Consider the following 20,117-nt stretch of genomic DNA (forward strand, 5'->3'; position numbering starts at 1 on the left):
AGGAAAGCTTTAGCTCAAAGGGCCGAAGGCCCGAGCTCATAGCTCAACACTCAAAACTCAACTAGTTACCGCGTTCGAAGCGGATGAAGTTCACGACCTTCAAGCTGGAGAGACCAAGCTGCTTAGCAACGACTTCCTGGAGGTAGTCCTTAACATTGAGCTTCTTGGGGTTCTTTTCAGACATGAAGAATTCCTGGTCTTCGAGAACGATTTCCTTGAGGACCTTAGCAACACGGCCGTCAAGCTGACGTTCAACGAATTCCGGCTTGGTAGCCTTGCCAGTTGCCTGAGCCTGAGCTTCGATCTGGGCGCGAGCGATTTCGCGTTCCTTTTCGATAGTTTCAGCAGGAACGTCGGAGTCCTTCAATGCAACCGGAGCGAAAGCAGCGGCCTGCATAGCGATATCCTTAGCAGCAGCCTTGAGAGCAGCTTCGTCGGCAGAGCCTTCGTAAGCGAGTTCGGTGATAACGCCGATCTTGCCCTTCATGTGGCTGTAAACACCGAACACGGAGTTTGCAGACTTCTTGATTTCTGCGAACTTACGGAAGTCGATGTTTTCCTGAATCTTAACGAGAACGTCCTGGAGGATGTCGTTCACCTTCTTGCCATCGACGACAGCGTTCTTCAGGTCTTCCACAGAGGAGATAGCCTGAGTTTCGACAGCCTTGACAGCGAGGTTAGCGAGAGCAACGAAGTCGTCGTTGTTAGAAACCGGTTCGGTTTCGCAAGACAGTTCGAATGCAGCAGCCTTGTCAGCAGTTTCGATAAGATAGATGCGGCCTTCCTTGGCAGCCTTGTCTGCGCGCTTTGCAGCAACAGCAGCACCCTGCTTACGGAGGAGTTCAATAGCCTTGTCCAAGTCGCCATCAGTTTCGGTGAGGGCCTTCTTGCACTGCATCATGCCTACGCCAGTCTTCTGGCGGAGTTCGTTAACGAGGGAGGCGGTAATAGTTGCCATAATTACTTGTCCTCACCGTTGTCAAACTTCTTAGCTTCTTCCTTGGATTCCTTCTTGTCGGAGGAACGAGGAGCAACGTTGGCAGCGATGTAGTCCACGATGAGCTTCAGGGACTTGACAGCGTCGTCGTTAGCCGGAATCGGGTAGTCGACGAGGGTCGGATCCACATTAGTATCGCAGATGCCAATGATAGGAATGTGAAGACGACGTGCTTCAGCGACGGCGATCTTTTCGTGAGCGAGGTCGGTAACGACCAGCAGGCCCGGAAGGGTCACCATTTCGCGGATACCACCGAAGACTTCCAGGAGCTTAGCGCGTTCGCGGGTCTTGTCCAGAACTTCCTTCTTGGAGAGAGCCTGGAAAGTACCATCCTGTTCCATGGTGTCGATCTTGTCGATCTTCTTGATGGACTTACGAACGGTCTGGAAGTTGGTCAGCATACCACCCAACCAACGGTTGGTGACGGAGAACTGGTTGCAGGAACCTGCAGCGTCCAGAACAGACTGACGAGCAGTCGGCTTGGTACCAACGAAGAGCACGGTCTTGCCGGATTCAGAGATCTTCTTAGCGGCAGCAGCAGCAACTTCGAGGAGTTCGCGGGTCTTGGACAGGTTGAGAACGTAGATGCCGTTCTTTTCTGCCAAGATATACGGCTTCATTTTCGGGTTCCAACGCTGAGTCTGATGACCAAAGTGGGAGCCTGCAGCAAGCAGGTCTTCAACGGAAGGCAGATTTGCCATAGTAGTATTCCTTTTTTCGGTTGTTTCTACCCAGCCTGTAATTAAGCCGCAAAGTACCGAGGTACCACCGAAGCGGCTCTTACGAGACCGGTGATTGATTTACGCCCGAGCGTAATTGCCCAAGCAGGTGCAAATTTAGTTAAATACACCATTTGTTCAAAGATTTGCATACGAAAAAAGCCCCTTCAAAGGGGCACTTTTCATCTCAACTAGCGAATTTCTACGGAATTGACCCTCAAAAGAACCAGAGAAGTTCGTCGGCATTGGTAATGGAATATTCCTCATAATACCCCCGTATTGTTCAGAACAAATATGAAAAGGCTCCTGTGCAAAGAGTCAGAAATTTCCAGGATAACTTTACTAATATTTGACAAAATATGATCCATAGCCCACTTTATCTACTGCTTCTGTCTCTTTCGGTGTCTGCGCTCCCTTTCATGGCGGGCCAGTACCTGCATACAGCGGTTGCATTCGGGCTATTCTCCACAGAAACCGCATTTCTTGCAATCTTGCTAAGGTTCTTGAACAAGCCTAGAATTGCAACCGTCATCATTTCTGCTTGCGCCTTATTCTGCCTATTTGCTGATTTCGAAAGCCTGTGCGAATCATTCAACCAAAGCACGGCTTCTATCTGGAACCTTTCCACAAATTACTGGTGGGGGCCAATCCTATTCGTGATCATCCCGCTTCTAGTGGTCGCCGTAACGGCAACCCTAGGGTACAGTTTTTTTTCTTTGAAGCGCTATACAAAAAAAACGTGGTTCACGACCATCATTGTCATGCTATGCATCCTTCCCTTCGGCAATTTTTCTCTCTACAACCTGCTTCAGGAGAAAAGCATCCCCGAGCCGGAAATTTCCACCGTCACAACGCAAAAAAGACTCGTCGAACAATGGGATAAGAACAAAAACCCGTTCAACCCCTCCAGGCCAACCCTAGCTGTTCTTGTTGAAAGCCTCGGTGCAAGCCAGGACCACGAAAAAACAAAAGAACTGCTCAGCGCCTATAGTTTCGGAAAGCCCACATTCTCAGGAATCTCCCTTAGAAATTCAACGCACACTCAGGGAGCCGAATTAGAAGATTTCAAATTGATGACGGCTCTCAAGGACAGCGTCTTTCAGAAATGGTACGTCCACGGCTATGACGGTAGCTTTTATAGAAGGCAAGCCAACTATTCCAAGGTCGGCTTCGACAGCCTTTTGTTCAAGGAAGATTTTGAACAGCGGGGACTGCCAATCTGCAAGCTAGGCTTCACAGGGATTTGCGACTCCTCCATTGTTGAATTCTTAGACAAACTAATGAGCGATTCCATTCCCAAGTACATCTACTGGACAACGCTGGATACCCACCCTCCCTACGACGATAACACCCCGGGAATCAACGAAGCGGAAATCTTCATGAAACGTCAGCAGAATACCGCCCGATATATTGCACAGTTGGCGATAAGGCATCCGGAGTACCAGATTGTTGTACGCGGCGACCACTCCCCCATGACAAACTTCCAGAAGGGAAAGCTACCCACATTCCTATATAGGTGGGTGCCACTGGTTATATTCAACTAATAGCGCAGAAACAAAAAAATGGTTGCTCCACGAATGGAACAACCAAAGCTTGCGTTCGCTTTCGCGAACAATCGAATGATCGATTAGCGCTTGGAGAACTGGAAGTTCTTACGAGCCTTCTTACGGCCGAACTTCTTACGTTCAACTGCACGAGCGTCACGAGTCATCAAGCCTTCCTTCTTCAGAGCCGGCTTAACTTCGGCGTCGTTAGCAACCAATGCGCGGGAGATGCCGAGACGGACAGCGCCCATCTGGCCAGCGATGCCACCGCCACGAGCGGTAACTTCGACATCCCATTCTTCTGCGTTGCCGAGGATGGCGAACGGAAGGTTGGCGATCATGTTCTGCACTTCAGAGTGGAAGTAATCCTTAAAATCACGACCATTGATAGTGCGCTTGCCGGAACCCGGCTTCAGGATCACAGCGGCGATAGCGTTCTTGCGACGGCCAGTGCCGCGGTAGATCTTCTTATTCTTTGCGGTAGCGATAGAGGTATCCTCCGTTCTAAATTACAAGTCTACGACTTCGAGTTTCTGTGCTGCGTGCGGATGTTCTGCACCGGCATAGATTTTGAGTTTCTTGATCATCTTGTGACCGAGAGCGCTGTGCGGCAGCATGCCCCAAATGGCAGCTTCCAGCGGAGCGGTCGGGTGCTTAGCAAGAAGGTCTGCGAAGTTGATCCAACGTTCACCAGCGATGTGGCCAGTGTAGTGGAAGTATTCCTTCTGCAGGTTCTTGTTGCCAGTCACAGCAACCTTTTCAGCGTTGATCACAACCACGAAATCGCCAGTATCGACGTTCGGGGAGAAGATGGCCTTATGCTTACCCATGAGGAGCTTAGCAACTTCACTTGCTACGCGACCCATCGGCTTTTCGGCGGCGTCCACAAGCTTCCACTTGCGTTCGACGTTCTTCGGGTTTACCGTAATAGTCTTCATGTAAATCCTTTTGGTTCGTTATTCCGGGGCACCCTGCCCCGTGAAATGCTGGGCATAATTTAGAAGAAAACGGCAATGGTTTCAAGGTAAAAAAAGATGTTTTTTGTAAAAAATCCCGTCATTTCAAGGATTTAAACTCTATCAATTATATCAATTGTAGCAATTAGTATGATTGTTGCTAAAATTTTTGGACGATTTCGACATTCATAAGAACAGAGTCAATACACCATACTGCAAGCAGGAAGATACAAAAAGGCCCCGAGACATTCGCCTCGGAGTCTTTTTGTTTGGTGTTTTGGATTAGGATCTTTTAGGACATTTCAGTCCAAAACTTACTTAGCGATGCGGAAAGTCTTCATTTCTCCAGTGTAGCGAGCACGGAGGAAATACACACCCTTGGACTTGAGGTTATCGCTAACCTTTACCAGGTTGATAGCTTCGTTCATGCCATAGGCACTGACTCGGCCAACAAACTCACCGCTCATAGTGTAAACATCGAAGTCATCCGGACGTCCGGTGCTCAGGTTCAAACCGTTGGCAATAGCGGAACCGACTTCTTCGGTTTCAGGATTTTCTGCCGGTTCGTCCTTAACGATGGGTTCCGGATCCTTTTCGCCCTTGGCAACAAAGGTCATGTAGTCGATATCGAACCAGGCACCAGTAACGGTGAGGCGGAGAACATGCTTGCCCTGGGTGAGGTTCACATCGAAGTCAACCTTGTTGTAATCGTCGTAGTTTTCTTCGCCAGCAGCGGCGGCAGGGACGGAAATCACTTCGGAAATGTTCTTGCCGTCCATGGAAAGCTGGAAGCTGGAAGTAGAACCTGCGGCGGCAACAGCGGCATAAACGGTGTAAGTACCAGTTTCCTTAACATCTACGGTATATTCGTACCAGTTGCCTTCGCTGTTATAACCAACGATATTGCCAGTAGCCTTCTTATAGATGCTGACGGGCGTACCCTTGCGGTAGTCGGAGTCGCCCTTGTTGGAGCTTTCTGCAGTGCTGTAGGAATCGTTGCCAGAGCCTACGCCCGGGACGTCGAAGTCTTCGGCTTCAACCTTGCCAGGAATAGTCATAGCCTTGAAAGGTTCCTGAGGGACAGGTTCAACGGGAGTGACCGTGTTGTTCTGGCCCTTATCAAGGTTATTTGCAAAGTATTCTTCCAGCCAGACCATGGCAGCACGCTTTCTGCCGTCCTTTTCCATAATACCGGTATTTGCAGCCCAGGTAGCACCATTGATGTAACCCCAGATAGTGATACCACCGATCCACGGGGTTTCCCACATGAACGGAATCTGGTTTGCATAGTCATTCTTCTGCTTGGTATCATCTGCTTCACCGATATCGTATTCGGAAATCAGAAGGGGAATGCCTACGGCGTTGTGAATCTTGGTAAGCTTGCTTTCGAAGTCGGACTTGCTCATGCCCTTACAGTCGTGAGACTGCTGACCATAGTAATCGATAGGTGCGCCAGCCTTAAGAAGGGTCTGGACCATTTCGATACCTTCGTTCATTTGCCAAGAGAGGGTATTGTAGTCGTTATAGATGAGCTTTGCCTTGGGCCAGCGTTCGCGAGCCATTTCGAAAGCCTTCTTCACGAAGTTATACTGATGCTTGCCGTTGACAACGTCGTCACCGCCCAGAGCCTGAACGATGTAGGTACCGCCGCATTCCGGGTCGTCGGTACTGATGCCTTCGGCACCTGCAGCAGGCTTGCTATAGCCAGAGTGATAGTTGCCATTATACGGATCGCCAGACCAAATAGCTTCGTTCACCACGTCGATGTATTCCAGGTCGGGGAACTTGGCGGCCACGGCATCAAACCATTCTTCGATGTATTGCTTGGTCTTTTCCTTTGTGATGCCAGGATTCTTCTTGGTGCAAAGGAAGTTGGGCTTCTGGGAGCCCCAGATAAGAGCATGGAACTTGAAGGTACGGCCCGGAGCAGCCTTTGCCCACTTATAACCGTTTTCGCAGCTGTCGAAGCCGTTGAAATTGAAAACGCTCTTTCCGTTTGCATCGACAGAGTGGATAGAACCCCACTTACAGCCGTTTTCGTTGGTAATCTGGTTCCAGTAGGTACCCATGTCGGAACGGATCTGGCTACTGGTAGTAATGTTTCCAAGGAACTTGGCACCGCCATCAGCAAGGGCTGCGTGGCTTACAGATGCTGCAGCGAGACCTGCTGCAAGAAGAGACAAAATCTTTTTCATATCAAACACATCCTCATTTCGAGCGGTTTTCCCGTCCTAACCATGGTATAAATTAAATCCCTAAAGCCCGCTTTTTACATGTTCAAAACGACATTCTATGGACATTTTATCCATAGTGTAATTCTGTTCCTGACGTCGAAAAACCGTTCTTTTAAGAAAATTCCGCACTTTTCTGCATATTCCCGAGACAAACAAAACACCTCGATGCGTTCACATCGAGGCGTCTTGTTTGGTGTTTTGGATTAGGATCTTTTGAGCCTAGGCTCTAAAACCTTTTACTTTGCAATGCGGAAGGTCTGCATCTGCTTGGTTGTCTTGTTACGTACGTAGTAGACACCCTTAGCAAACTGGACATCGCTTGCCTTGATAAATCCGATAGCCTGGTCTGCACTATAGGCGCGGATGCGGCCCATGAAAATACCCTGCATATCGAAGATATCGTAAGCCTGGAGAACATCCATGTTCATGTGGATATTCTGACCGATGACAGAAGGAGTTTCTTCACCGCCAGTTACACTGGAGCTAGATTCATCCTTTTCGCCAGAAGCGCTGGAGCTCGGATCTTCCTTGACAGAGGAGGAGCTGGATTCCGGTTCTTCCTTAACGATGGGTTCCGGATCCTTTTCGCCCTTGGCAACAAAGGTCATGTAGTCGATATCGAACCAGGCACCAGTAACGGTGAGGCGGAGAACATGCTTGCCCTGGGTGAGGTTCACATCGAAGTCAACCTTGTTGTAATCGTCGTAGTTTTCTTCGCCAGCAGCGGCGGCAGGGACGGAAATCACTTCGGAAATGTTCTTGCCGTCCATGGAAAGCTGGAAGCTGGAAGTAGAACCTGCGGCAGCAACAGCCGCATAGACAGTGTAGGTACCAGTTTCCTTGACATTCACGGTGTATTCGTACCAGTTGCCTTCGTTGTTGTAACCGACGATATTACCAGTAGCCTTCTTATAGATGCTGACAGAAGTGCCCTTACGATAGTCGGAATCGCCCTTGTTGGAGCTTTCTGCAGTGCTGTAGGAATCGTTGCCAGAACCGATGCCAGGAACATCAAAGTCTTCTGCTTCAACCTTACCCGGGATTGCGATTGCAGAGCCCTTGAACGGAGTCTGCGGTTCCGGATCAGCAACAATGCCTGTGGCGAGACCGGTGGTGTTCACACCCTTGTTGCTCTTCAGATAGTTTCTCATCCAGGTCATCGCCTTACGATCCTGACCGTTCTTGATCAAGCCGGAGCAACCGCTAGCCTGGCCGTTACAGTCGAGCCAAGTACGGCCATAGATATAACCCCAAATGGTGATACCGGCAACGTTCGGGTCTTCCATCCAGTACGCAAACTGTTCCTTATAGCACTGTTCCTGAATGTTATCATCAGTGGACGGAACGTCGTATTCAGAGATCACAACCGGGAAGTTGTTGGTCTTGCTATGGATCTTTTCCATAGTGGACTTGAAGGTGTTGTAGTTAAGGCAGTTGCCACCGCCGCCGGTGCCATTGTAACCACCACCAGTGCTCATCAAGTCGTGAGCCTGAAGGCCGTATGCGTCAACCGGTGCGCCATTCTTACGGATGGTGTTAATCAGGTCGATACCCTGGTCCACGTTCCACTGGATGGTGTTATAGTCGTTATAGATAAGGATTGCCTTGGGCCAACGTTCACGAGCCATCTTGAAAGCGGTGGTAAGGAAGGCGTAATCGCCATTGTTGTCACCGCCGAGAGCCGGAATAATCTTGGTCTTGGTATAGTTGGAATGATACTGACCGTTGCCAGTACGAATAGCTTCGTTGGCCACGTCGATCATTTCCAGATCGGGATAATGAGCCTTAACAGCGTCGAACCATGCGGTAATAGCCTTCTTGGTATCATCGACGCTCAGGCTTTCTAGCCAGCTAGGATACTGGGAACCCCAGAGGAGAGCGTGGAACTTGAAATGGCCACCGTTATTCTTTGCCCAATTGTAGGCGGCATCGCAGCCAGCCCAGTTGTAGCGGCCGCGGGTACCTTCGATGGAGCCCCACTTACAGCCGTTTTCGGCAGTGGCCTGGTTCCACAACTTGGTAAATTCGTCGTTAGGACCGGGAGCGGTGTTAGACTGGGTAATGTTACCCACAAACTTAGAAGCACCATCAGCCAGACCGGGGCCGGCATGAGATACTGTTGCAGCTGCCAGACCGGCAAGTGCGAGAGAAACGAGTTTATTCATAATCCACATCCTTTTTCTTTGAATGGTTTCCCATATCACCGTCACATAAATTATTTCGTGCAAGCTGGAATATTTCACCCCCAAATAGACTTTCCATGGACATTTTATCCATAACAAAAAATCCCCCAGATAGCCTGGGGGACTTCCTAATCCACAAAAAACGGCGTTTTTTAGCGAATTTCGACAAATTTTGCTATTTACCTAGCAATTTTAACAGTTTGGACTTCACTTGAATAACGGTTCTTGACAATGTAGACACCCTTGTTCTTGAGGTAGTCGCTATTCTTCACCAAGGAAACGGCGGCATTCATACCATAGGCGCTAAGACGACCCATATGCGCACCATTCATGTCGAATACGTCGTAATCGGAAAGGACCTTAGCACCCATGTGCAGATTCTGACCAATAGCAAAGCACTCATCATCCGTTTTGCAATCCACTTCCGGCAGAGGTTCTGTATCCGGAGCATTTTCTCCAGCCACGAAGTTGATGTAGTCGATATCCATCCAGTCACCGGTAACGGTAAAGCGGAGAATATGTTCGCCTGCAGTCAGGTTCACATTAGCGGAGACCTTGTTGTAGTCGTCATAGTTTTCTTCGCCAGCGGCAGCCTTGGGAACAGAAATCTCCTCGGTAATGTCCTTGTCATCCATAGACAGCTTGAAACCGGAAGTGCTGTTGGCGGAAGCCACGGCGGCATACATGGTGTATGTTCCAGTTTCCTTGACATTCACGGTGTATTCCAGCCATTCACCTGTCTGGTTATAACCAACGACAATGCGATTGCCGGACTTTTTATAAAGATCTACACCTGTACCCTTACGATAATCGGAATCACCATGATTTTCGGTATCCATATCGTAATAGGAATCGTTACCCCTACCCTTACCCGGAACATCGAAGTCTTCCATCTCGATCTTTCCCGGAATGGAAAGGGCCTTCCCCTTGAACGGAGTCTGGGGTTCCGGTTCTACAGGAATTGCCGTGTCGTTCTGGCCCTTATCAAGGTTATTTGCAAAGTATTCTTCCAGCCACTTCATGGCAGCGCGCTTGGTGCCATTGCTTTCCATGATGCCGGTATTGGCAGCCCAGGTTGCGCCATTGATGTAACCCCAAATGGTGATGCCACCAATCCAGGGAGTTTCCCACATGAAGGGAATCTGGTTGGCATAGTCATTCTTCTGCTTCTGGTCATCGGCTTCACCGATATCGTATTCGGAAACCAGCAGAGGAATGCCAACGGCATCGTGGATCTTGGTCATCTTGGATTCAAAATCGGCCTTGCTCATACCCTTACAGTCATGGGACTGCTGACCATAGAAGTCAATGGGAGCACCATTCTTGAGCAGAGTCTGGACCATTTCGATACCTTCGTTCATCTGCCAGGAAAGGGTGTTGTAGTCGTTATAGATGAGCTTTGCTTCCGGCCAACGTTCGCGGGCCATTTCGAAAGCCTTCTTCACGAAGTTGTACTGATGCTTGCCGTTAATCACATCGTCGCCACCGAGGGCCTGCACAATGTAGGTACCGCCGCATTCCGGGTCGTCGGTACTGATGCCTTCGGCACCTGCAGCGGGCTTGCTATAACCGGAATGGTAGTTGTCGCCAGCCCAGATTGCTTCGTTCACCACGTCGATGTATTCAAGGTCGGGGAACTTGGCAGCCACAGCATCGAACCACTCGGTAATGTACTGAAGGGTCTTTTCCTTGGTAATGCCAGGATTCTTCTTGGTGCAAAGGAAGTTGGGTTTCTGGGAACCCCAAATCAAGGCATGGAACTTGAAGGTGCGTTCACCCGGCTTTTCCTTGGCCCACTTGTAACCGTTTTCGCAGCTATCGAAGCCGTTAAAATTGAAAACGCTCTTTCCGTTGGCGTCAACAGAATGGATAGAGCCCCACTTACAGCCGTTTTCGTTGGTAATCTGGTTCCAGTAAGTTCCCATATCAGAACGGATCTGGCTATTGGTAGTAATGTTACCCAAAAACTTAGCGCCACCATCAGCAAGGGCTGCATGGGACATCGATGCGGCAGCAAGGCCTGCAAGAAGCGATACAAACTTTTTCATGATTACATCCTTTTTGTAGTAAAACACCATTTACAATCATGAAAACTACCCGCATTTAGCCCAAATGTATCTCACTAGATCAAAAATCCATTGTATAGTTTGACAACACTCACTTTTCGCATTTAGAAATAAAATTCTTACACACTTTTAAGACAAAAATTGAAATTTTAGTTTACATTCGGCTATTTTCGCAAAATCTAATGCTATTTTCTTACACGAGTGTATAAAACGGGATGTTTTGGGTTGGTAAAAAAGGAGACTAACAATGAATTTTACCCGTTTTTTTGGCGTGGCAAGTGGGATTGCCATGTGTTGTTCTGGCCTTGCTTTTGGCTGGAGTATCAGCGGACATGTTGTGAATGAAATCGGTCAGGCCATTCCTGGCGTTTCCATCAACTCGTTCAATTACGCAGGCATCAGTGGCGAATCTGACACAGACGGCGCATTCAGCCTAAGCAATGACGCAGACGCCCTCTTCGGAACAGCCGTACAACGCAAGATTTCTGTACAAAGGCACGGCAACCTGTTGAGCATTGCCGGCAACCGGGGCACCATGAAGGTATCGCTGATGGACGCACTGGGCAAGGAGGCCTTCCAGCAGGAATTCAACCAGCAGAACGTCCAGATTGACATGAGCAAGTTCGGCCAGCAGAAGGTCATGATCCTGCGAATTTCCAATCAGAGTTCCAGCGAGAATTTCATCCTGACCCAGAAAGGCGCCGTCAAGAACGTCTTGAAGAAAGAAGGAGAACAGCCCGCCGTTCTGATGTTCTCCAAGACCGGCTTCCAAAACAGCACCTACACCATGGCTCAGGATGTAGAAACGAACGTGACCATCACCCTAAAAACGGCAGAAGTCACACCAGGCGATCCGACCGAAAAATCCTCCAGTTCCGTTTTCAATCCCTGGGAACCCCAGCAGAGTTCTTCTAGCTCTGAAACTCCTGTCGTAAGCAGTTCCAGCAAGATAGAGGAAGTAATAAGCTGCGCCGGCAAGACCTATGCAGCAGGCGATCACAGGATGACCGTAAATGTAAACGGCAAGAACCGCACCTACATTATGCACGTGCCCAGCAGCTACAAGGGCGACAAGGCGGTTCCCCTCGTTGTAGATTATCACCCCATCGGAGGTTCCGGCGAAGGACAGCTTAACGGAACAACATACAAGAGCCTGACCGACCAGGAAGGCGTCATTTCCCTGTATCCCGACGGAACCAGCGGCAAGTCTCCAATGGGCGCAGGCTGGAATGTGGGCCCTTGCTGCTCCTACGATGATGACCTGGAATTCTCCAGAGCAATGATCAACATGGTGGAAGAAAAAGTCTGCATCGACACCAAGCGCGTCTACGCCACCGGATTCTCCATGGGTGGCGGCATGAGCAATCACGTTGCCTGCTTCATGTCCGACATTTACGCCGCCGTGGCACCTGCCGGCATGGACCTGAACACCACCAACAGCGCCACCTGCAATCCCGAACGCCCCATATCCATCATCATGTTCCGCGGCACAAACGACTTCGTCTGCAAATACCAGGGCGGCGATAGCGGTTTCAACGACGGCTTGAATTTCCTGGGCGCCGAAAAGAACTTCAAGTTCTGGGCAGACAAGAACGGATGTACCGGCTCCCCCACCACCAACTCCAACGGCTGCCAGGAATACTCCAGCTGCAAAGATGGCACCAAGGTGGTTCTCTGCACCAAGCAGGGAGGCGGTCATGAACAGGGCGACGGCAAGGTCGGCTGGCCTTTCCTGAAGCAGTTCACCATGCCGTAAGAATTATCGTTCTCTCCTAACAAAAAAGGGTCTCCGCCAAAAGCGGGGACTCTTTTGCTTAACACTAAGGTTCACCAGCGACAAAACACCGTGATTACCCCGGCAGCAATTCGCCATGGCTATCAGCGACTGCAATTCGCCATGGTTACCCCCAGCAGCAATTCGCCATGGTTACCCCCGACACTAGTACCAATCGCTCTCTTTTTTCAATTTGATACTAGCTTTTAGCACCCATTTTATCTTGGCACTAGTACGAACCGCTGTTTTTTTCAAATTCGTACTAGTTTTTAAGGAAAAGTCGTCCAATTACAGTCAAAATCATAGTATGAACTCGACATTACATGCATTTTAGTACTAGTCGTCCCTCTACAATACAACAAACGCTAGTACTAATATCCTCCTTTCTGAGGTTTAGTACTAACGTCCGACAGATTAATAGGCTGAGACGCGAAGCGTTTTTTGGAAGGAACCGCTCTTGACGATGGCGATGTAGTTACCCTGAGGAAGAGGACTTGATGCGCCGAATTCCACCAGAGAGGAAGTACCGCCGAGGCCGCGGGAAACGTCCACCAGCTTGCCATTGACATCGAGAAGACGAACCTCGAAGCTTCTGCCTGCAGGAGCCTTTACCATGAGGGCAACAGAGGCGCGGGACATGGGTACAGGAGAAACTTCCAAGCCAGAGACCACCTGAGTGAAAGCAATGGACGTTGTGGAATCCGCCTCCAGGCTGAACCAGTCTACGTTCATCAGGAAGGAACTTTCACCAGTATATTCAAAGCGAAGAACCTGCTCGCCCTCTGCAAGGGAGATCTTGGTTTCCACCTCGTACCAGTCGTTCCATCCCTTTGTCTTTTCAGGGTCCACCGTAAGGGTTCCCAGCTCCTTGCCTGTAGAATCCTTGACCACGATACTGCTCTTGGCATCGGCACCGGAAGCGGCTCGAACTTTCAAGTTATAGGAACCTGCAGCCGGAACCTTGATAAGGTATTCAGACCAGTCCCCATCATTGATCCAGCCAATGTTAGGTTCGCCGGATTCATCAGGTTCAATCTGGACGCCGTCCATTGCCGTGTAATCTTCCGCCTGGATCTTGCCCGGAATGGCAATCGCTTCAAAAGGCTGATTGGTCAACTTCAGGTTTCCATCAAACTGGTAGTTTCCGCCAGCAACCGAAGTAAAACTCTGGAGATTGCCATTGTACTCGATGTTCACCGTTTCCTTGTTACCGGCGCTTAAGCCGAGGTAAGTCAACTTGCCATCTTTCCAGGCCAAGGAATCCACGGTGATATCGCCTCGCGCCTTAAGGCCAGCCACAGAACCGCTGGACCATTTAGAAGGCAGCGCAGGCAGAATGCGAATTTTTCCGCCTTGACTCTGGATGAACATTTCGTTAATGCCCGAAACCGCGCCGAAGTTTCCGTCAATCTGGAACGGCGGATGGGCATCAAAGAGGTTGTTGTAGGTACGGTCCGGAGTAAGCAAGTTGCGAACCAGCTTGTAGGCATGATCGCCATCCTGCAAACGGGCCCACAGGTTGATTTTCCAGGCCAGGGACCAGCCCGTGGCATTGTCGCCACGCTGGGTCAACGTGGTCTTTGCAGCTTCTGCAAATTCAGGAGTGCCGTCTACAGAAATCTGGGCACTGGGGAACATTCCATACAGGTGGGAAACATGACGGTGATCGCTACGAGGATCGTCCCAGTCTTCGAACCATTCCATCAGCTGCTTGTACTTGCCGATTTGATTGGGGGGCAGGCGCTTTACCGCATTTTCAAATTCGGCACGAAGGTCTTCGTCAACGCCAAGAATCTTGGAAGCCTCGATGGCGTTATTGAAGGCGTCGCGGGCAATCTGGATGTCCATAGTTGGGCCAAAGCAGACGTTGTACTTGCCGTGGGTATTTTCCGGAGAGTCGCTGGGAGCCGTCACCAGATACTTGTGGCCGCTGACAGGTTCTTCCACCATAGTGGATAGGTAAAATTCTGCGGCGCCCTTCATGGTGGAGTAGGCATCCTTCAGGAACTGTTTATCGCCGGTAAAGAGGTAATGTTCCCACAGGTGGGTGCTGAGCCAGCCCGCGCCAGAGGGCCATACACCCCAGGAGCCGTCCACAGGTCCTGTGCGGTTCCAAAGGTCGGTATTGTGATGAACCACCCAGCCCTTGTCGGTGCCCCAGATGGTCTTTGCAGTCTTAGAGCCTTGAGTGACCAGGGACTTGATCTTGTCGAACAGCGGTACACCGCATTCCTGAAGGTTGGCGGATTCCACCATCCAGTAGTTCATTTCAAGATTGATGTTGGTGGTGTACTTGCTGCCCCAGGAAGGATTCATTTCGTTATTCCAGATGCCCTGAAGGTTGGCGGGCTGGCCACCCTTACGGGAGCTGGAAATCATGAGGTAGCGACCAAACTGATAATACAGTTCTACGAAGGAAGGGTCATCGGTGGTGTTAAAATTCTTGACGCGGCTGGAGGTAATGTCGCCGGCGTTGGACGCAGGTGTACCCAGGTTCAAGCGCACGCGATTGTACAGTTCCTGATAGTCCTTCAGGTGGGCGGATTTCAGCTGGTCATAAGTCTTCTTGCTGGCGGCATCGATGGCGGCAGCGGCGCGTTTGCCGGCGTTAGCGGAAACGTTATCGAAGGAGACAAAGTTCGTACCTGTATTCAGGATGATGTAGGCGGAGTTTGCGCCTTCTACCTTGACGGAGCCGCTACCTGCAGAAACCTTACCGCCGTCAGCCTTCACCACAAAGCGGGTTTGGAACTTGATGGAATTGATGGTTGCATCTAGAGTTAACGCATCGGAACCTACATTCTTGATGCTCTTGTTGGTATGAGGCGTTGTGAGGGATGCGCTAAAGTTCACCTTGCCGCTTGCGTCTGCAGAAATTCGAATGACGATGACGTTGTCAGGATAGTTTGCAAAGTATTCGCGGGTATACTTGACGCCGCCAGAGGTATAAGTGGTCTTTGCGATGGCAGTTTCCAAATCCAGTTCACGGCGGTAATCTGTACCCGTGTGGCCAAAATCAAGAACCAAGTCGCCTACAGGCTGGAACTTTGCAATATCGTAAGTAGAAAGTTGACCCGTCAGCTGTTCGGCGCGATCGTAGTTGCCCGAGAAAAGAGAACTGCGGATTTCCGCCATCTTGGAATAGCCATTGGAAACATTATTGCTGCCGGGGCCGCTGTTCCAGACGGTGCCTTCGTTCAGGTTGATTACATCCTTGCTGACGCCACCATAGACCATGCCGCCCATATAGCCGTTACCGATGGGCAAGGCATTTGTAAAGGTAGTGCCGGCATCGCTATTATACCAAAGTACATGGGAAGTTTCAGGCGCAGCGGTTGCCGGGGCAACAAAAGCAGGAATGGCGAGAGTTGCAAAACTCAGACCCAAGCCGAACAGCAAATTTCTAGAAAACATAATGACCTCTTTTTTACCCTTTTTCATCAAGGTATAAGATACCCCTTTATTAACTCAAAAGAGTTCCTAACCGTCAAAATCCTATGGATAGATTGTCAAGGCAACAACCACACATTTCCTCACAAAAAAACATCCCGAATTTTCATCCGAGATGTCCGTTATTTGGTGGAAAAACCAATATGGATTTTTAAAGTTAGCGAGTAACCTTAATCACCTGCTTGATGGCACCATTTGCGCTACGAATAATGTATGCACCGGGCTGCATGCTGCGTGCCTGAAGCTGTTCACGAACCTGGTTCATGTCCATGGCGTTCACCTTGGTCAGCATCTTACCCTTGGCGCTGAACACGTAGAATTCCTGGGGTTCGTTTACATTCAGTTCCACATGGTTACGAATGGGCAGGGCTTCTTCGTTCATGCCAAATCTGATCCAGTCCAAATTTCCGTAGGAACCGGTGAGAAGAACCTTGAGCACATGCTTACCTGCAGTGACTGCACCAATCTTTCCATCTACAGTGCCATAGGTATCCCAGTCTTCACCCTTGGGGATCTTGACTGTATCCGTTACAGCCTTGCCATCCAAGAACAGCTGGAAACCGCTACCATCAAGACCGCTGGCCACATTGGCTCGGAACAGATAATCACCCGCTTCCTTCACGTCAATGGTAAACTGCAGCCATTCGCCAGCCTGGGTATAGCCGATAGCGTAACCGTCTCCAGCCTTCACAATATCGACACCATCATCTTCGCGATAGAGGCCGCCCTCGTTAGTCATATCGGCATCGTGATATCCAAGGCCTTCGCCACCCTTATCGTAATTTTCCATTTCGATAGTGCCAGGCAATTCGTTTTCAGCAAATGCCTCTGCCTTCACTTCGCCGTATTCAATGGAAGGATACTTCACATTGGTAACCATGCTGGTTTCCAGGTTGGGGAAACCGATGTTTGCAAGTTCGTTAGGATCTTCCATCACACCGCGGACCGGAGTAATGCGGAACTTGTGCTTAAAGGTATTCTTTGCAAACAGTCTGTACTTATCCAAGGGCTTTGCACCCCAGCTGTTGATGCCACCAAGGCCCATCTGCTGCAGGTCAACACGGAGAGTAATTTCCTTGTCTCGCTTCAGGTCCCAAGGAAGTTTTACATCAGTCAACTGTTCCGGAGTGTAATGCAAGGTGTTGAATTCCATGCGGGGAGAACCAACAACCATAAGGCCCTTGCCCTGTGAATTAGTAAGCATAGCCCACTTTACATCGCTACGCTGGCCGGTTTCGCCAACTTCCATGTAAGGCACGAAGAAATCATCTACATTGGCCTTATACAGGCCTGCATAGCTACCATCACGACGACCCACATAGTTTTCGCTGGGGCCGCGACCATACCACTGAACCTTTTCAAAGCCACCCGGAATGGTGAAGAGCGTACCCACATTGGGAATTGCCGGCTGGGCTGCATCCGGGGTAAAGGTGTAATCTACGAGAATATCGCCAGAACCGTAAACGGTGTAGCTAAGCTTCATGGTAGAGTAGCCAGCGGAAATACCCAAGTCAAAGTCAAAGCGAGTTTCGTTATCAGAAACCTTGGTAACCTTGGAGCTGTTCACCTTGCGAGTGCTACCGGCCTTGCGCCAGACACCGCTTTCCTTTTCCATGTTGTAGCCCTTATCGTTATCGGTAGGAGCTCGCCAGAAGTTAGGAACGCCACCTGTGGTAATCAGCTGCACATCTCCCAGCTTGTAATCTTCGATGGTTGCATTTGCAGTATTGATGGTGACAGAGAAATCATCGCCTTCAACAACAGCCTTGCCATTGCCTTCGGAAACCTTATGCTTGGGCAAGCTGGTGAAATCAAGCTGAGGAACCTTGTCTTGACCTAGCTGCACCAGGAACTGTTCGTGAGCAATGCTAAAGCCAACATCGGCCCAATCCTGCTTATTCTTCAGCTGGAAATCAATATCCAGATGGTATTCGGAGCCAGCCTTGAGAGTAGGCTTCTTAAGATCGATGGTAATTTCCTTCTTGGACAAAGGAGCAACATCTAGCTGGGTGCTAGAGAGAGAGCCCTTGGCAACTTCCTTGCCGTCTTCCTTCAAGGTCCATACTGCAGTTGCGTAGTCCTTCAGGTTTACGAAGTCAAAACGGTTCTCGATTTCCACAGCGCCCTTTGCTGCACCCTTGTCGCGAACCACTACGTTACGATACTGGTGTTTGACTTCCCACATTTCAGGCTGCAAGGTACGATCCGGAAGAACAAGGCCGTTAGCGCAGAAATTGTCGTCGTTAGGCTGGTCGCCCCAAAGGCCGCCGAAATTGAAGAACTTGGTGCCGTTACGACGGAGACCCTGGTCTATAAAGTCCCAAATGAAGCCACCGAATACGCGGGGGTTATTATAGAACGCGTCCACGTATTCTTTCAGTTCGCCTACAGAGTTACCCATGGCGTGTTCGTATTCGCAAAGCATCCAGGGCTTGTTATTGTTGTTGTAGGTGGCAGCAATCCAGTCGCTACAATACATGCAGCTCTGAACATCGGCGTGATCGTTATCGCCTTCGTAGTGAACGGGGCGAGAAGGATCTGCATCGTGAGCATACTTCTGCATGGTACCGAAAACGTCACCCCAGCCGGCTTCGTTACCCAAAGACCAAATGATGATGGAAGCGTGGTTCTTGTCGCGCTGAATCATGGAAGAAATTCTTTCCACAGAAGCGTCGCGCCAGTTGTCATCGCTCTTGGGAACCTTATCGTTTGCACCATGAGTTTCCAAGTTTGTTTCATCAAGAACGTAAATGCCGTACTTATCGCAAAGATCGTACATGTACGGGTCATTGGGATAATGGGAAGTACGCAAAGCATTGATGTTAAACTGCTTCATAAGGAACACGTCTCGTTCCATCAACTCACGGCTAATGGTATGGCCGTAATCCGGATCGATTTCATGACGGTCCACACCGCGTAAGATCACGGGCTTGCCGTTGACCAGGAACTGGGTAATGCCCTGGCCATTCTTCTTGAGTTCAACCTTCTTAAAGCCAATACGGTTACTTTCAACCTGCACGGTCTTGCCGGAAGCATCCTTCAGGGTAAGCACGAAGGTATAGAGGTTCGGGGTTTCGGAAGCCCACAGCTTAACCCCGGAAATAACCTTACTAAAGGTGACCTTTTCTTCCTTGCCGGCGGCAATGGAAACCGTAGACTTGTCGGTAACCACGGCAGCGCCAGAAGCATCATACACACCCATTTCCAAGGTATAGGTACCGGAAGCAGCAGAACTTGTGTTCCTTACCCAAATGCTGGGGTCCAGGGTACCATCGGTGTAGTTGCTGGCCAATGAGGCATTGGCCTGGAAGTCCTGAATATGAATCTTAGGAGTAGCGTAGATATACACATCACGCTGAATACCAGACAAACGAATAAAGTCCTGGTCCTCCATCCAGGAGCCATCGCACCAGCGGAACACCTGCACGGAGATGTTGTTTTCGCCACTGCGCAGTTTATCTGTAATATCAAATTCGTGGTCGGTAAAGGAATTTTCGCTATAGCCAACGAACTTACCGTTCACCCAGACATAGTAGGCGGATTCCACGCCTTCAAAGTGCAGGCGAATGCGCTTACCATCCCAGTTCTTGGGCACGGTAAAGTTACGGCGGTAGTGGCCCACAGGGTTAAACTTGGTAGGAGCAGCAGGAGGACTAATCCAGTCCTTAGCGTTCCACGGATAAATCACATTACTGTAAATGGGACGGTCATAACCGTACATCTGCCAGTTGCCAGGAACCGGGATGTCATCCCACTTGGAAACATCATAATTGTCTGCGAAGAATTCGTTATTGCGCTGGGCCGGAGCTTCTACATGATAGAACTTCCAAGTGCCAGCTAGAGACTGGTACCATTCAGAAGCACGGCGATCCATCTTCAAGGCTTCTTCCAAGGTGTTGTACGGCATGGACGTCACGTGGGGAGAAAGCACGTTTATACCGAACGTTCTTGGATTTCCATTCCATTCGTCAAACTTTTGGGCGAAGGAGATTGAGGGAAGTGAGGCGGCCAAAGACATCGCAACCATCAATCCCATTGTTCTTTTATTCAAAGAATTCTTCATAGTTTCCTCATTTTTTTACACCAATAAGAAAAATATTTCTTATCCAGCATAAAATACCCATCCCAAACGAAAATACCCTTGACATTTTGTCAAAGCCCCAATTGCCAATTGCAATTCTCGGGAATAAAAAA

At 49.7% G+C, this 20,117-nt stretch carries 11 protein-coding genes; 2 read left to right on the plus strand and 9 right to left on the minus strand.

What is annotated here, in order from left to right; all coding sequences use genetic code 11:
• Positions 1-61 precede the first annotated feature (61 nt).
• Both tsf and rpsB read right to left on the minus strand, forming a co-directional pair.
• Positions 62-958: a translation elongation factor Ts gene (tsf, locus tag MJZ26_02770; GenBank protein ID MCQ2104693.1), complete on the minus strand. Its 897-nt coding sequence runs from the start codon at positions 956-958 to the stop codon at positions 62-64.
• 2 nt (positions 959-960) lie between these two features.
• The gene (gene rpsB / locus MJZ26_02775; protein ID MCQ2104694.1) at positions 961-1,698 is read right to left on the minus strand and encodes a 30S ribosomal protein S2; all 738 of its coding nucleotides are present in this window, start codon (positions 1,696-1,698) and stop codon (positions 961-963) included.
• A gap of 377 nt (positions 1,699-2,075) precedes the next feature.
• Here rpsB and MJZ26_02780 point away from each other — a divergent pair, with 377 nt between their 5' ends.
• On the plus strand, positions 2,076-3,260 hold the full coding sequence (locus MJZ26_02780; protein MCQ2104695.1) for a hypothetical protein: 1,185 nt from the start codon (positions 2,076-2,078) through the stop codon (positions 3,258-3,260).
• Between the two features lie 83 nt (positions 3,261-3,343).
• Here MJZ26_02780 and rpsI read toward each other — a convergent pair whose 3' ends face one another.
• The 5 genes from rpsI to MJZ26_02805 form a co-directional block, all read right to left on the minus strand.
• Complete coding sequence (gene rpsI, locus MJZ26_02785; GenBank protein ID MCQ2104696.1) at positions 3,344-3,724, minus strand: 30S ribosomal protein S9; 381 nt, start codon at positions 3,722-3,724, stop codon at positions 3,344-3,346.
• Positions 3,725-3,769: 45 nt separating this feature from the next.
• Positions 3,770-4,198: a 50S ribosomal protein L13 gene (gene rplM, locus MJZ26_02790; GenBank protein ID MCQ2104697.1), complete on the minus strand. Its 429-nt coding sequence runs from the start codon at positions 4,196-4,198 to the stop codon at positions 3,770-3,772.
• Positions 4,199-4,530: 332 nt separating this feature from the next.
• Positions 4,531-6,411, minus strand: a complete 1,881-nt coding sequence (locus tag MJZ26_02795) for a cellulase family glycosylhydrolase (GenBank protein ID MCQ2104698.1) — start codon at positions 6,409-6,411, stop codon at positions 4,531-4,533.
• Positions 6,412-6,686: 275 nt separating this feature from the next.
• Positions 6,687-8,615, minus strand: coding sequence for an endo-1,4-beta-xylanase (locus MJZ26_02800; protein ID MCQ2104699.1), 1,929 nt, complete (start codon positions 8,613-8,615; stop codon positions 6,687-6,689).
• A 197-nt stretch (positions 8,616-8,812) separates the two neighbouring features.
• Positions 8,813-10,681, minus strand: coding sequence for a cellulase family glycosylhydrolase (locus MJZ26_02805; protein ID MCQ2104700.1), 1,869 nt, complete (start codon positions 10,679-10,681; stop codon positions 8,813-8,815).
• A gap of 265 nt (positions 10,682-10,946) precedes the next feature.
• On the opposite strand from MJZ26_02805, the gene MJZ26_02810 reads away from it, so the two are divergent.
• Positions 10,947-12,455: a feruloyl esterase gene (locus MJZ26_02810; protein MCQ2104701.1), complete on the plus strand. Its 1,509-nt coding sequence runs from the start codon at positions 10,947-10,949 to the stop codon at positions 12,453-12,455.
• A 432-nt stretch (positions 12,456-12,887) separates the two neighbouring features.
• On the opposite strand, the gene MJZ26_02815 is transcribed toward MJZ26_02810, so the two are convergent.
• Complete coding sequence (locus MJZ26_02815) at positions 12,888-15,887, minus strand: glycoside hydrolase N-terminal domain-containing protein (protein MCQ2104702.1); 3,000 nt, start codon at positions 15,885-15,887, stop codon at positions 12,888-12,890.
• A gap of 193 nt (positions 15,888-16,080) precedes the next feature.
• Positions 16,081-19,986, minus strand: coding sequence for a carbohydrate-binding protein (locus MJZ26_02820; GenBank protein MCQ2104703.1), 3,906 nt, complete (start codon positions 19,984-19,986; stop codon positions 16,081-16,083).
• Positions 19,987-20,117: the final 131 nt, after the last annotated feature.

The sequence above is a fragment of the Fibrobacter sp. genome, from assembly GCA_024398965.1.
Taxonomy (GTDB): Bacteria; Fibrobacterota; Fibrobacteria; order Fibrobacterales; family Fibrobacteraceae; genus Fibrobacter.